Source organism: Pseudomonas sp. BC42, from assembly GCF_021560055.1.
Classification (GTDB): Bacteria; Pseudomonadota; Gammaproteobacteria; order Pseudomonadales; family Pseudomonadaceae; genus Aquipseudomonas.
Genome location: NZ_CP091067.1, coordinates 6,571,172 through 6,584,555 on the forward strand (window position 1 = coordinate 6,571,172; position 13,384 = coordinate 6,584,555).

Sequence of the window (13,384 nt, forward strand, 5' to 3'; positions counted from 1 at the left end):
GATGAGTGTCGCGACGCTGCAGCGCAAGCTGCCGGAACCTGCGCCAAAGAGCGCCGAGCAGACCGAGCTGCACCCCGAGCTGAACCGCGCCCAGGTGCGCTTCATCGGCCTGGGCAAGACCTACCAGGGCCAGCAGGGCCCGGTGCAGGCCCTGCACGGCATCGACCTTTCGATCCAGCGCGGCGAGGTGTTCGGCATCATCGGCCGCAGCGGCGCCGGCAAATCGTCGCTGATCCGCACCATCAACCGCCTGGAGCAACCCAGCAGCGGCCGGGTGCTGATCGATCAGGTGGACATCGGCGATTTCGACGAAGACCGGCTGGTGGCCCTGCGCCGACGCATCGGCATGATCTTCCAGCACTTCAACCTGATGTCGGCCAAGACCGTGTGGCACAACGTCGAGCTGCCGCTGAAGGTGGCCGGGGTGCCCAAGGCCGAGCGCCAGCGCAAGGTCCGCGAACTGCTGGAACTGGTGGGCCTCAAGGACAAGCACCAGGCCTACCCGGCGCAACTGTCCGGCGGCCAGAAGCAGCGGGTGGGCATCGCCCGGGCCCTGGTCCACGATCCCGAGATCCTGCTGTGCGACGAAGCCACCTCGGCCCTGGACCCGGAAACCACCCAGTCGATCCTCGCCCTGCTCAAAGAGATCAACCAGCGCCTGGGCCTGACCATCATCCTCATCACCCACGAGATGGCGGTGATCCGCGAGATCTGCGACCGGGTGGTGGTGCTGGAGCACGGGCGCATCGTCGAGCAGGGGCCGGTCTGGGAAGTCTTCGGCCACCCGCAACACGAGGTCAGCAAGACCCTGCTGGCGCCCCTGCAGCACGGCCTGCCGCCCGAGCTGCAAAGCCGTTTGCGCAGTCATGCGCAATCGTCCGAGGCCGCCGTGGTGCTGAGCCTGCGCTTTACCGGCAGCCAGACTGAGGAGCCGGACCTGGCGGCGCTGTTCGGCGCCCTGGGTGGCCGCGTGCGCCTGCTGCAAGGTGGCGTCGAACGCATCCAGGGCCACGCCCTGGGGCACCTGCTGCTGGCCGTCCAGGGCTCGTCCCTGGGGGCGGCGGAACTGCGTCAACGTGCCGGGCAATGGGCACAGCAAGTGGAGGTACTGGGCTATGTGGTTTGATCGCTTGTTGCAGGGCGTCCTCGACACCCTGCTGATGGTCGGCGTGTCCTCGCTGATCGCCCTGCTGGCGGGGATTCCCCTGGCGGTGATCCTGGTCACCAGCGGCAAGGGCGGGATCTACGAGGCGCCAAACCTGAACCGGGCCCTCGGGGCTTTCGTGAACCTGTTCCGCTCGATCCCGTTCCTGATCCTGATGGTGGCGCTGATCCCCTTTACCCGGCTGATCGTCGGCACCACCTACGGCGTGTGGGCGGCGGTGGTGCCGCTGACCATCGCCGCCACGCCGTTCTTTGCGCGCATCGCCGAAGTGAGCCTGCGGGAAGTCGATCACGGCCTGATCGAAGCGGCCCAGGCCATGGGCTGCCGACGCTGGCACATCGTCTGGCACGTGCTGCTGCCGGAAGCGCTGCCGGGCATCGTCGGCGGCTTCACCATCACCCTGGTGACCATGATCAACTCCTCGGCCATGGCCGGGGCGATTGGCGCGGGCGGGCTGGGAGACATTGCCTACCGCTACGGTTACCAGCGTTTCGACAGCCAGATCATGCTCACGGTGATCGTGCTGCTGGTGATCCTGGTGGCGGCGATCCAGCTGGGCGGCGACCGACTGGCGCGAGTGCTGAACAAGCGCTAGTGGCACCCCGTGTAGCCGCTGCCGCAGGCTGCGACAAGGTCCGCAGGACCTTTCGAGGCCCTCAAGAGCGGCGTCTCCTGCGGAGCCGTTCGCAGCCTGCGGCAGCGGCTACAGGGTGCATGGGGTATATTCGGGCCATTCCTCTTCACGCCATGCAGCCCGCCATGAAACTTGCTCCAGACGACCTAGACACCATCACCGCCACCACCCTCGGCCACTACCAGCAGGTGGCCGAAGACTTTCGTGAAGGCACCCGCCACCACGACGTCAGCCAGAACATCGACGCGCTGCTGCGGCATATCCAGGGCCCGGCGCCCTTCACCGTGCTGGATTTTGGCTGCGGTCCGGGGCGCGATCTGCAGACCTTCACCCGCCTGGGCCATGTCGCCATCGGCCTCGACGGTTGCGAGCGTTTCGCCCAGATGGCCCGGGACGACAGCGGCTGCGAGGTCTGGCAGCAGGACTTTCTCAAGCTTGACCTGCCCGCGGAGCACTTCGACGGCATCTTCGCCAACGCGGTGCTGTTTCACATTCCCCGCCAGGAACTGCCGCGGGTGCTCAAGCAACTGCATGCCAGCCTCAAGGACGGTGGCGTGCTGTTCAGCTCCAACCCGCGCGGCGACAACCAGGAAGGCTGGAACGGCCCGCGCTATGGCGCCTACCACGACCTCGCGGCCTGGCAGGCGCTGCTGACCGAGGCAGGCTTTGTCGAGCTGGAGCATTACTACCGCCCCGCCGGCCTGCCCCGGGAACAGCAACCCTGGCTGGCCAGCGTCTGGCGCAAGGCCTGAGCCCTCCGCCCCACTCCCCCCGTAGGCGCCGGCTTGCCGGCGAAGGCGGTTCCGGATCAGCCGCCCGCCTCCCGGGCCTCTTCGCTGGCAAGCCAGCTCCTACATGGCCGTGGGCTGCCTACGTCATTCGCACTACCGCCAACCTCGTAGGAGCCGGCTTGCCGGCGAAAGCAATTCCGGATCAGCCGCCCGCCTCCCGGGCCCCTACGCTGGCAAGCCAGCTCCTACATGGCCGTGGGCTGCCGACGTCATTCACACTACCGCCAACCTCGTAGGAGCCGGCTTGCCGGCGAAGGCGGTTCCGGATCAGCCACCCCCTCCCGGGCCCCTACGCTGGCAAGCCAGCTCCTACATGGCCGTGGGCTGCCGACGTCATTCACACTACCGCCAACCTCGTAGGAGCCGGCTTGCCGGCGAAAGCGATTCCGGATCAGCCGCCCGTCTCCCGGGCCCCTTCGCTGGCAAGCCAGCTCCTACATGGCCGTGGGCTGCCGACGTCATTCGCACTACCGCCAACCTCGCAGGAGCCGGCTTGCCGGCGAAGGCGATCCCGGATCAGGCTCCCGCCTCCCGGGCCCCTTCGCTGGCAAGCCAGCTCCTACATGGCCGTGGGCTGCCGACGCCATTCGCACTACCGCCAACCTCGTAGGAGCCGGCTTGCCGGCGAAAGCGCTTGCGGATCAAGCGCCCGCCTCCCGGGCCTCTTCGCTGGCAAGCCAGCTCCTACATGGCAGTGGCCTGCCGACACCATTTGTACTACCGCCAACCTCGTAGGAGCCGGCTTGCCGGCGAAAGCGGTTCCGGATCAGGCGCCCGCCTCCCGGGCCCCTTCGCTGGCAAGCCAGCGCCTACATGGCTGTGGGGCGGGGGGTGTCTTGGCTCGGTTCCTTGATCTTGTACCAGGCCACGTACAGCGCCGGGAGGAACAGCAGGGTCAGCAAGGTGGCGACGATGATGCCGCCGATCATGGCGTAGGCCATCGGCCCCCAGAACACTTCCCGGGCAATCGGGATCATCCCCAGGCTGGCCGCCGCGGCGGTCAGCAGGATCGGCCGGCGCCGGTGGTGGGTGGCTTCCAGCACCGCGTCCCAGGGGTGATAGCCCTCGCGCTCGTAATCATCGATCTGGGTCACCAGGATCACCGAGTTGCGGATGATGATGCCGATCAGCGCGAGGATACCGAGGATCGCCACAAAGCCCATGGGCGTGCCGGTGGGCACCAGGGCCAGGACCACGCCGATCAGTCCCAGGGGCGCCACGCTGGCCACCAGGAACAGCTTCTGCACGCTGTGCAGCTGGATCATCAGGAAGGTCGCCATGAGGAACAGCATCAGCGGCACCACCTTGGCGATCGGGCCCTGGGCCTTGCCGCTTTCCTCCACGGTGCCGCCGGTGGCCACCGAGTAGCCGGCCGGCAGGCTGGCGGCGAAGCGGTCGATCGTCGGTTTCAGCTGCTTGACCAGGTCGGTGGGCTGGATCGCGTCGCGCACCGCGGCCTTGATGGTGATGGTCGGCTTGCGGTCGCGACGCCATACCAGCGGCTGCTCCAGCTCGTAGCCCACGGTGGCGAAGGCCAGCAACGGAATCGACGTGCCGCTGGGGGTGACGATCTGCAGGTTCTGCAGGGTTTCCGGGGAGCCGCGTTCATTGTCGTCGGCGCGGCCGACCACGTTGATCAGGTAGATGTCGTCATGCACCTGGGTCACGGTGGAGCCGCTGACGATGCTGTTCATCAGCCGCGCCACATCCTCCGAGGACAGCCCAAGCTGGCGCGCCTTGTCCTGGGCGATGTCGATGCGCAGCACTTTGCCGGGCTCCTTCCAGTCGTAGATGATCTCGCCGATGTGCGGGTTCTGGTCCAGTTCGGTGGCCAGGTCTATGGCGTGCTTGCGCACCTGATCGATGTCCTTGCCGCTGACCCGGTACTGGATCGGCCGCCCCACCGGCGGGCCCATTTCCAGGGCTTGTACGTAACTGCCGATGCCGACGAAGTCTTCGCGCAGGCGCTTGCGCAAACGCTCGGTCAGGGCCGTGCGCTGCTCCAGGCCCTTGCTGACGATCACCAGCTGGGCGTAGTAGGGGTTCTGCAGTTGCTGGTCCAGGGGCAGGTAGAAACGGATCGCGCCTTCACCGATGTAGGTGCTCCAGCGCTCGATGTCCGGGTCGTCCTTGAGGGTCGCTTCCAGGCGGTCCACGGCCATGCGGGTCTCGTTGATCGAGGCGTTCTGCGGCAGGTTGAGGTCCACCAGGATTTCCGGCCGGTCGGAAGACGGGAAGAACTGGTTCTGCACGAAGCGCATGCCGAACACCGAGGCGGCGAACAACAGCACGGTGATGCCGATCGCCCACCAGCGGTTGCGCATGGCCCACAGCAGGCCGCCATTGAAGGCCCGGCCGACGCGGCCCGGCTCCTCGGAGTGGGGTTTGACGTTGCTGCTGAGGATATGCAGGCCGATCACCGGGGCGAACAGCACCGCGACGATCCACGACACCAGCATGGCCACGGCGATCACCGCGAACAGGGTGAAGGTGTACTCACCGGCGGAGCTGGCGTTGAGGCCGATGGGCACGAAGCCGGCCACGGTGACCAGGGTCCCGGTGAGCATCGGGAAGGCGGTGGAGGTGTAGGCGAAGGTCGCCGCCTGCTCCTTGCTCTCGCCCTTTTCCAGGCGCGTGACCATCATTTCCACGGTGATCATGGCGTCGTCCACCAACAGCCCCAGGGCGATGATCAAGGCCCCCAGGGAGATCCGCTGCATGGTGATGCCGCTGTACTCCATGAACACGAAGACCATGGCCAGCACCAGCGGGATCGAGCAGGCCACCACCAGCCCGGCGCGCACCCCGAGGCTGATGAAGCTCACCACCAGGACGATGATCACCGCCTCGAACAGGGCACTGGTGAAGCCGCCCACCGCCTCCTGCACCACCTCGGCCTGGTCGGACACCTTGTGCACGCCGATGCCGATCGGCAGGTCGGCGGTCAGCTCATCCATGCGCGCATGCAGGGCCTTGCCGAAGTCCTGGATGTTGCCGCCCTTCTTCATGGCAATCGCCAGGCCGATGGCCGGCTGGCCGTTGAAGCGGAACAGCGGCGTGGAAGGGTCGACGTAGCCGCGGCTGATGTCGGCGATGTCGGCCAGGCGATAGAAGCGGTCATTGAGCCGCAGGTTGACCGTGGCCAGGTCCTTCTCCGAGGCGAACTGCCCGGAAGTGCGCACCGAGATCCGCTCCGGCCCGGCCTCGATCACCCCGGCCGGGGTCACCGCGTTCTGCGCTTGCAGGCTTTGCAGGACCTGGCGCTGGTCGATGCCCAGGGCCGCCAGCTTGCGCGTGGAAAAGTTCAGGTAGATGACTTCGTCCTGCTCGCCGACCATCTCCACCTTGCCCAGGTTCGGCACTTCGCGGATCTCGGCGCGTACCTGCTCCACGTAGTCACGCAACTGGCGCATGCTCAGGCCGTCGGCAGTAAAGGCATAGATCGAGCCGAACACATCGCCGAATTCATCGTTGAAGCCCGGGCCCTGCAGCCCCTGGGGAAAGTCGCCGCGGATGTCGTTGATCTTCTTGCGCACCTGGTACCAGATCTCGGGAATGTCCTTGGCACTGGTGGTGTCGCGCAGGTAGACGAACACCGTCGACTCGCCGGGGCGGGTGTAGCTTTTCACATAGTCCAGCGAATCCAGTTCTTCGAGTTTTTTCTCGATGCGGTCGGTGACCTGCTTCAGGGTTTCTTCCTGGGTCGCGCCGGGCCAGCGGGTCTGGATGACCATGGTCTTGATGGTGAAGGACGGGTCTTCCTCGCGCCCCAGGTTCAGGTAGGAAAACACCCCCATCAGCAACGCGACGAACATCAGGTACCAGACGAAGGACTGATGCCTGATCGCCCATTCGGAGAGGTTGAAGCTTCCTTTGCTGGCAGGGGTCATTGCGCGCGATCCTCGTCGATTTTGACTTTCTGCCCCGGCTTGAGGCTGTTGACCCCGGCACTGACCACCCGCTCGCCGGGCTTGACGCCCTGGCCGATCAGCGCCGAATCGCTGTCGCGGCTGAGCACCCTGACCTCACGCGGGGCGACGGTCTGGCTTTGCGGATCGATGACCCAGATCCGGGTCTGGCCCGCCACCTCTTGCAGGGCGCTCAGGGGCAGCTCGGTACGCGGTTCGATGGCCGAGCTCAGGGTCACGCTGATGGCGGTGCCCAGGCGGAAGGCCTCGGGGGTGTCCTTGAGGGTCAGGCGTGCGCGACGGGTGCGGGTCGCGCTCTGGGCCTGGGGCTCGATCTCGCGCACCGTGGCGGTGGTGCTGATGCTCGGATCCAGTTGCGCCGCGACCTTGAATTCCACGTCCGCCGGCAGCTGGTCCACCAGGGTCGCCGGCAGGTCGATCACCGCTTCCTTGATCTCCGGCCGGGCCAGGGTCACCACCTGCTGGCCGGCCGTCACCACCTGCCCGGCCTCGGCGTTCCAGGCCGTGACCACGCCGCCGTGATCGCTGCGCAGCTGGCTGTAGTTGAGCTGATCCTGGGCCTGGCGCAGCGCGGCCTTGGCCTGATCCAGGGCGGCGCCGGTGGTCTTCAGGTCGGTCTGGGCGATATCCAGTTGCGCCTGGGCGCCGACGCCGCGATCGAACAGCTCCTGCTGGCGTCGGGCATTGGCCTGGGCGTTGATCCACTGCGCCTCGACCTTGGCCAGGTCGCCCTGGGCGGCCCGCAGCTGGTTCTGCTGGTCGGTGGGATCGAGGGTCGCCAGCAGGTCACCGGGGCCGACTTCGGCGCCGACATCGACAGCACGGTTGGCGATGCGCCCCGGCACCCGGAAGCCCAGGTTGGTTTCATAACGGGCCTGGATGTTGCCGGCAAAGCGCCCCAGGCTTTCCTCGGACTGCGACACCACCCGGATCGACAGCACCGGACGCACCGGCTCCGGCGCCGGTTCTTCCCTGGAGCAGCCCGGCAGCAGGGCGGCGGCGCACAACAGTGGCAGCAGGCGCTTCATGGCTGCGCTCCCTGATCGTTGTGGCTGGCGGCAATCTCCACCTTCATCCCCGGATGCAACAACTGCCCGCCCGCCACCACCACTTTTTCGCCGCCCTTGAGGCCATCACTGATGATCACCTTGCCGGTCAGGTAACGCCCGACCTTGACGCTGTGCAGCGAGGTCTTGCCGTCTTCGCCCACCAGCCACACCGCCGGTTCGCTGAGGTTCTTGGTCAACGCCGACCAGGGCAGCACCACGCTGGCCTTGCCGTTGGCCCGGGCCGTGGCACTGACCACCGACCCCAGGTCCATGCCCGCCGGCAATGCATCGAGTACCACCTTGACCTGCACCGTGCCGCTCTGGGCCGAAACCACCGGGGTCACTTCGCGGACCTTGCCGGTGGTGGTGACCTTGGGGTTGTCCAGCAGGCTGATGTGGATGGTTTCCTGGCCCGGCGGCTCCATCAACAGCGACTCGTAGACGTTGAACACCGCGTCGCGCTCGCCATCCCGGGCCAGGCTGAAGATCGGCATGGTGGCCTGCACCACCTGGCCGACCTCGGCCTGGCGCGCGGTGATCACCCCCGGGGCCTCGGCCACCAGCTCGGTGTAGCCCAACTGTTCGCGGGCATTGGCCAGTTGCGCCTGGGCCGCGCTCAAGGCGCTCTGGCTGCTGCGCAGGGCGGCCTGGGCCGAGTCGTATTCGCTCTGGCTGGTGTAGCCCTTGGGCAAGAGTTTCTGCTGGCGGACAAAGGCCGCACCGGCCTGCTTGACCCGGGCCTGCTCGGCGAACACCGAGGCGGCGGCGGAGTCGACCTGGGTCTGCAGGTCCTTGGGGTCGAGCCGGGCCAGCACCTGCCGGGCAGACACCCGGTCGCCGACATCCACCAGGCGCTGGATGATCTTGCCGCCCACACGGAACGACAACTCGGTCTGCACCCGGGCCTGAATGTCGCCGGTGAGGGTCACCGAAGGCGCAAAATCGCTGCTCTGCACCGACTGGATCCGCACCCGCGGGTGCTCCTTCTCGGTCGGTTTTTCCGCCCCGCAGCCACCGAGCAGAGCCAGCAGCCCCAGCCCCACCATCCACTTCGAATTGAGACCGGTCATGCAGACTCCTTGTGCGTGTTCGTAGCGCCCGTGACGTTACGACTGTGAGCTTAGAACAGGGTTCAACCCTTGCACGGGGCTCCTGAAACACAGGGTCCTGGTGGCCGCAGAGGCGGCGGCGAACCAGCCGCCCTTCGACAAATGAGGCACACTGCGCGCCACGCAACAGGAGACTCGACATGCTCAAGACCCTGGCGGTGGCCAATTACCGCTCCATCAACAAACTGGTGATGCCCTTGGGGAGGCTGAACCTGATCACCGGCGCCAACGGCAGCGGCAAGTCCAACCTGTATCGCGCCCTGCGCCTGCTGGCGGAGACGGCCCAGGGCGGGGTGGTCAACGCCCTGGCCAAGGAAGGCGGATTGGACTCGACCTTCTGGGCCGGGCCGGAACAGATCAGCCGGCGCATGCGCAACGGCGAAGTGCCGATCGAGGCCGGCGTGCGCTCCTCCAGCAAGCGCCTGCGCCTGGGCTTTGCCGGCGAAGACTTCAGCTACGCGATCGCCCTGGGCCTGCCAGAACCCAGCCACTCGGTGTTTGCCCTGGACCCGCAGATCAAGAAGGAATGCATCTGGTCCGGGCCGTTCTACCGCCCCGCCAGCCTGCTGGTGGACCGCGCCGGCCCGTTGATCCGTGCGCGTCAGGGACGCAGCTGGGACGTGCTGAGCCAGCACACGCCGGATTTCGACAGCCTGTTCGACCAGGTGGGCAGCCTGCGCGCCTCGCCAGAGGTGCTACAGATGCGCGAGTTCATCCGGCGCTGGCGCTTCTACGATCACTTTCGCAGCGACAGCGAAGCCCCGGTGCGCCAGCCGCAACTGGGCACCCGCACGCCGGTGCTGCATCACGATGGCCGCGACCTGGCGGCGGCGTTGCAGACCATTCGCGAGATCGGCGACCCCGAGGCGCTGCAGGCGGCCATCAGCGACGCCTTCCCCGGCGCGCGGCTGAACATCGCCCCGCTGCAGGGTGGACGCTTCGCCATCGAGTTCTATCAGGAGGGGTTGTTGCGGCCGCTGTCGGCGGCGGAACTGTCGGACGGCACCTTGCGCTACCTGTTGCTGGTCGCCGCCCTGCTGACCCCGCGCCCGCCGAGCCTGATGGTGCTCAACGAACCGGAAACCAGCCTGCACCCGGACCTGCTGCCGGCGTTGGCGCGCTTGATCATTCGCGCCTCGCAGCAGTGCCAGGTGTGGGTGGTGTCCCACGCCCGGCGCCTGATCGCGGCTCTGCAGGAAGACCCCGAATGCAACTGCATCGTGCTGGAAAAAGAGCTGGGCCAGACCGGCATCGTCGGCCAGCGCATGCTCGACGAACCGGCCTGGTACTGGCCCGACTGAACCCTCCCCGCCGGCCCCGATTGCCATGCCCCCCGTAGGAGCCAGCTTGCTGGCGAAGAGGCCCACAAGCCCTGCATCGCCCTCACGGACGTCTTCGCTGGCAAGCCAGCTCCTACAAGGCTCAAACGCAATACGCCCCCCGTAGGAGCCAGCTTGCTGGCGAAGAGGCCCTCAGCCCCGCACCGCCCTCACGGACGCCTTCGCTGGCAAGCCAGCTCCTACAAGGCTCATGCGCAATACACCCTCTGTAGGAGCCAGCTTGCTGGCGAAGAGGCCCTCAAGCCCTGCATCGCCCTCAAGGACGCCTTCGCTGGCAAGCCAGCTCCTACACGGAGGAAGGAGGGGTCAACCCTGCCATTTGCCGCCTTCGACGATCACGCTCTCAGGCGGGGTGTCGTCGCTCAGCTCCTTGCGCACGTACTGGTCATACAGCTTGAGCAGGTATTTCTCTTCGCCCAGCTTGGCCAGTTCGGCATTCACCCAGTCCCGCAGTTCGAGGTTGCCCTTCTTCACCGCCGGGGCAATCGGCGCCTGCTCGCCCAGGGTCTGCGGCAATACGCGGTAGCCCGGGTTCTGCTTGGACCAGCTGAACAGAATCAGGTTGTCCTGGGCATAGGCGTCGCCACGGCCATTGGCCAGGGCCTGCAGGGACTCGGTGTTCTTCTCGAACTTGAGCAGTTTCCAGTCCGGGTGGTTCTGGGTCAGCCAGATGTCTGCGGTGGTGCCGGTGGTGACGATGGTGGTGCGGCTTGCCAGGTCATCCAGGCTCTTCACCGGGCTGCCTTCAGGCACCAGGGCCTGCACCGCCACCTTGAGGTTGGGGTTGGTGAATTCCACCGCCTGCTTGCGCTCCGGGGTCACGGTCATGTTGGCCAGGATCAGGTCGACCTTGTCGCTCTGCAGGAAGGGAATGCGGCTGGCCGGTTCCACGGCGACGAACTCCACCTTGTTCTCGTCCCCCAACAGGTCCTTGGCGAACTGGCGGCCGATGTCGGTATCGAAGCCCACATAGCGCCCGGTTTCATCGACGAAACCGAACGGCGGCTTGTCGGTGAACACACCGACGATCAGCTTGTCCCGAGCCTTGATCTTGTCCAGGTAACCGGCCGCCGGCGCGGCGCTGGCGGCAGTGGCCGCCGGCTTGGGCGCATCATTGGATTTATCGCAGCCGGCCAGCAGGGCCAGACCGAGCAGCGGCAGTAACAACAGCGAAGACTTGGCAGTTTTCATAAGAGCTCCAGTTCCTTTTTGGGGGCTTTCTTGGGCAGTGCTTCAACGAACGAGAACTTCTCCAGGAACTGCTGCGCGCGTGCGCTCTGCGGGTTCGTGAAGAAAGCCTCGGGGGTGTTCTGTTCCACGATGCGCCCGCCGTCCATGAACACGATGCGGTCGGCCACGGCCCGGGCGAAGGCCATTTCATGGGTAACGATCAACAGGGTCATGCCGTCCCGGGCCAGGCCCTGGATCACCTGCAGCACTTCCTTGACCATCTCCGGGTCCAGCGCCGCGGTGACCTCGTCGAACAGCATCACCTGGGGGTTCATGCACAGCGAGCGGACGATGGCGATGCGTTGCTGCTGGCCGCCGGACAACTGCCGGGGATAGGCCTCGCGCTTGTCCAGCAGGCCCACCCGCTCCAGCAACGCTTCGGCCTGGGCCCGGGCCTCCCGGGGCTCGCGCTTTTGCACCTTGAGCGGCCCCAGGAGGATGTTGTCCAGCACGTTCATGTGGGGGAACAGGTGATAGCTCTGGAACACCATGCCGATCTCCTGGCGCACCTGGCGCCAGTCGGTAGCGGGGCTCAGCAGCTCGCGCCCGGCAAAGCGCAGGTGCCCGCTGTGGGCCGTTTCCAGGCCGTTGAGGCAACGCAGCAGGGTGCTCTTGCCGCAGCCGCTGGGACCGAGGATGACGATCACCTCCCCCGCCGCCACGCGCAGGTCGACCTCCTTGAGCACCTGCTGCGGGCCGAAGAACTTGTTGAAACCCTGGAACTCGATCAATGCGCTCATGCTTGCGTCCAGCGCCGCTCCAGCACGCGGGAGGCGGCCGACAGCGGGTAGCAGATAAAGAAGAAAAACAGGAACAGGACGCCGTAGATCAGCACCGACTCGTAGGTGCGCTCGATGATCTGCTGGCCGACCTTGATCACGTCCACCACGCCGATCAGCACCGCCAGGGAGCTGGTCTTGATGATTCGCGTGTAGACGTTGATGGTTGGCGGCGTCATGCGCTTCAGCGCCTGGGGCAGCAAGACGTAGCCGTATAGCTGGGCACCGGAGAGGCCGATGGACAGGCCCGCTTCACGCTGGCCCCGGGGCAGGGATTGCAGGGCGCCGCGCACCACCTCGCCAACCTCGCTGGCGCCCCACAGTGACAGCACCAGCACCGCACAGGTGAAGCTGGGAATGCTGAGGCCGAAGAAGATCGGAAAGCCGAAGAACAGCAGGTACAGCCAGACCAGCACCGGAATCGCCCGGAACAGCTCCAGGTAGATCCGCAGCGGCACGTCCAGCACCTTGCGCTGCAGGCTGCGCAGCACGCCGTAGAGCACCCCGCCCAGGGTGCTGAAGGCAATGCTCAACAGCGAAATCGACAAAGTCTGTGCAGCGCCCCGGGCCAGTTGCGGCAGGGACACCAGCAACAGCTCAAGACCCGAACTGGCCATGTTGCAACCTCCTTTCCAGACGGCTGAGCAACAGCGACAGCGGCAGAAACAGCAGCACGCAGATCAGGGTCAGCACCGCGAGCATTTCGTAGGTCTTGTAGTACAGGGCGATGTAGCTCTTGGTGGTGTAGAGAATCTCCGGCACCGCCACCGCCGAGACCACGGTGGTTTCCTTGAGCAGGAAAATGAAATTGGCGAACAGCGACGGCAGGCTGAGGATCCCGGCCTGGGGCAGGATCACGTAGCGCAGCAGTTGCCATTGCGACAGGCCGATGCTGCGCCCCGATTCCAGCTGCGCCTGGGGCACGGCTTCGACCCCGGCGCGCAGTACTTCGGTGAGGTAGGCGCCGCCAAGGAAGGTCATGGTGATGATCGCCGCGGTAAAGCCGGAGACCTTGATCCCCAGGGCCGGCAAGGCGAAGTAGACGAAGAACAGCTGGATCAGCAGCGGTGTGTTGCGCGCCAGTTCCACGTACAGGCCGATCAGCCGGTGCAGGTAAGGGGTGCGAAACACCAGGACAGTGGCGTTGATCAGGGCCACCAGCAAAGACGTGCCGATGGCGATCAGGCCGACCTGCAGGGTCACCCCCACGGCTTTGAGAAAGGCCGGCAGGGTGCTGAGGATAAACGCGTAATCGAGGGTCATGAATCATCCTGGACGCCGCTGGGGTACAGCGGCGGTGGTGCAGTCCGTGGGGCAGTGGGTAACCGCCCGGCTGCCGCGACTTTATAGCTATAAAA

The 13,384-nt window shown here is 66.2% G+C and carries 11 protein-coding genes; 4 read left to right on the forward strand and 7 right to left on the reverse strand.

The window, feature by feature from the left end; genetic code table 11:
* Position 1 precedes the first annotated feature (1 nt).
* From L1O02_RS29695 to L1O02_RS29705, 3 genes are all read left to right on the forward strand, one after another.
* Positions 2-1,126 (forward strand): ATP-binding cassette domain-containing protein, encoded by a 1,125-nt coding sequence (locus tag L1O02_RS29695; protein ID WP_060837009.1) that lies wholly within the window; start codon positions 2-4, stop codon positions 1,124-1,126.
* Positions 1,116-1,760 (forward strand): methionine ABC transporter permease, encoded by a 645-nt coding sequence (locus tag L1O02_RS29700; protein WP_047300926.1) that lies wholly within the window; start codon positions 1,116-1,118, stop codon positions 1,758-1,760. Before L1O02_RS29695 ends, L1O02_RS29700 begins: the two co-directional genes overlap by 11 nt.
* A 164-nt stretch (positions 1,761-1,924) precedes the next feature.
* The gene (locus tag L1O02_RS29705; RefSeq protein ID WP_108545827.1) at positions 1,925-2,551 is read left to right on the forward strand and encodes a class I SAM-dependent methyltransferase; all 627 of its coding nucleotides are present in this window, start codon (positions 1,925-1,927) and stop codon (positions 2,549-2,551) included.
* Between the two features lie 848 nt (positions 2,552-3,399).
* On the opposite strand, the gene L1O02_RS29710 is transcribed toward L1O02_RS29705, so the two are convergent.
* From L1O02_RS29710 to L1O02_RS29720, 3 genes are read right to left on the reverse strand one after another with little or no spacing between them, the layout of a single operon-like run.
* The gene (locus tag L1O02_RS29710; protein WP_235759244.1) at positions 3,400-6,480 is read right to left on the reverse strand and encodes an efflux RND transporter permease subunit; all 3,081 of its coding nucleotides are present in this window, start codon (positions 6,478-6,480) and stop codon (positions 3,400-3,402) included.
* Positions 6,477-7,547, reverse strand: a complete 1,071-nt coding sequence (locus L1O02_RS29715) for an efflux RND transporter periplasmic adaptor subunit (protein ID WP_108545825.1) — start codon at positions 7,545-7,547, stop codon at positions 6,477-6,479. Before L1O02_RS29715 ends, L1O02_RS29710 begins: the two co-directional genes overlap by 4 nt.
* A complete protein-coding gene (locus L1O02_RS29720; protein ID WP_060837004.1) occupies positions 7,544-8,638 on the reverse strand; it encodes an efflux RND transporter periplasmic adaptor subunit in 1,095 nt (364 codons plus the stop codon). Before L1O02_RS29720 ends, L1O02_RS29715 begins: the two co-directional genes overlap by 4 nt.
* Before the next feature lie 179 nt (positions 8,639-8,817).
* On the opposite strand from L1O02_RS29720, the gene L1O02_RS29725 reads away from it, so the two are divergent.
* On the forward strand, positions 8,818-9,978 hold the full coding sequence (locus tag L1O02_RS29725; protein WP_108545824.1) for an AAA family ATPase: 1,161 nt from the start codon (positions 8,818-8,820) through the stop codon (positions 9,976-9,978).
* A gap of 345 nt (positions 9,979-10,323) precedes the next feature.
* Here the strand turns inward: L1O02_RS29725 and L1O02_RS29730 are convergent, their stop codons facing one another.
* The 4 genes from L1O02_RS29730 to L1O02_RS29745 are packed head-to-tail and all read right to left on the reverse strand — an operon-like array spanning position 10,324 to position 13,289.
* Positions 10,324-11,208, reverse strand: a complete 885-nt coding sequence (locus L1O02_RS29730; RefSeq protein ID WP_108545823.1) for a transporter substrate-binding domain-containing protein — start codon at positions 11,206-11,208, stop codon at positions 10,324-10,326.
* Complete coding sequence (locus tag L1O02_RS29735; RefSeq protein WP_108545822.1) at positions 11,205-11,987, reverse strand: amino acid ABC transporter ATP-binding protein; 783 nt, start codon at positions 11,985-11,987, stop codon at positions 11,205-11,207. Before L1O02_RS29735 ends, L1O02_RS29730 begins: the two co-directional genes overlap by 4 nt.
* The gene (locus L1O02_RS29740) at positions 11,984-12,643 is read right to left on the reverse strand and encodes an amino acid ABC transporter permease (protein ID WP_011058612.1); all 660 of its coding nucleotides are present in this window, start codon (positions 12,641-12,643) and stop codon (positions 11,984-11,986) included. Before L1O02_RS29740 ends, L1O02_RS29735 begins: the two co-directional genes overlap by 4 nt.
* A complete protein-coding gene (locus L1O02_RS29745; RefSeq protein ID WP_060837000.1) occupies positions 12,624-13,289 on the reverse strand; it encodes an amino acid ABC transporter permease in 666 nt (221 codons plus the stop codon). Before L1O02_RS29745 ends, L1O02_RS29740 begins: the two co-directional genes overlap by 20 nt.
* Positions 13,290-13,384 lie beyond the last annotated feature (95 nt).

Coding starts and splice junctions, on each gene's coding strand:
- L1O02_RS29695 (WP_060837009.1), top strand. CDS start 2: ATGAGTGTCGCGACGCTGCAGCGCAAGCTGCCGGAACCTGCGCCAAAG.
- L1O02_RS29700 (WP_047300926.1), top strand. CDS start 1,116: ATGTGGTTTGATCGCTTGTTGCAGGGCGTCCTCGACACCCTGCTGATG.
- L1O02_RS29705 (WP_108545827.1), top strand. CDS start 1,925: ATGAAACTTGCTCCAGACGACCTAGACACCATCACCGCCACCACCCTC.
- L1O02_RS29710 (WP_235759244.1), bottom strand. CDS start 6,480: ATGACCCCTGCCAGCAAAGGAAGCTTCAACCTCTCCGAATGGGCGATC.
- L1O02_RS29715 (WP_108545825.1), bottom strand. CDS start 7,547: ATGAAGCGCCTGCTGCCACTGTTGTGCGCCGCCGCCCTGCTGCCGGGC.
- L1O02_RS29720 (WP_060837004.1), bottom strand. CDS start 8,638: ATGACCGGTCTCAATTCGAAGTGGATGGTGGGGCTGGGGCTGCTGGCT.
- L1O02_RS29725 (WP_108545824.1), top strand. CDS start 8,818: ATGCTCAAGACCCTGGCGGTGGCCAATTACCGCTCCATCAACAAACTG.
- L1O02_RS29730 (WP_108545823.1), bottom strand. CDS start 11,208: ATGAAAACTGCCAAGTCTTCGCTGTTGTTACTGCCGCTGCTCGGTCTG.
- L1O02_RS29735 (WP_108545822.1), bottom strand. CDS start 11,987: ATGAGCGCATTGATCGAGTTCCAGGGTTTCAACAAGTTCTTCGGCCCG.
- L1O02_RS29740 (WP_011058612.1), bottom strand. CDS start 12,643: ATGGCCAGTTCGGGTCTTGAGCTGTTGCTGGTGTCCCTGCCGCAACTG.
- L1O02_RS29745 (WP_060837000.1), bottom strand. CDS start 13,289: ATGACCCTCGATTACGCGTTTATCCTCAGCACCCTGCCGGCCTTTCTC.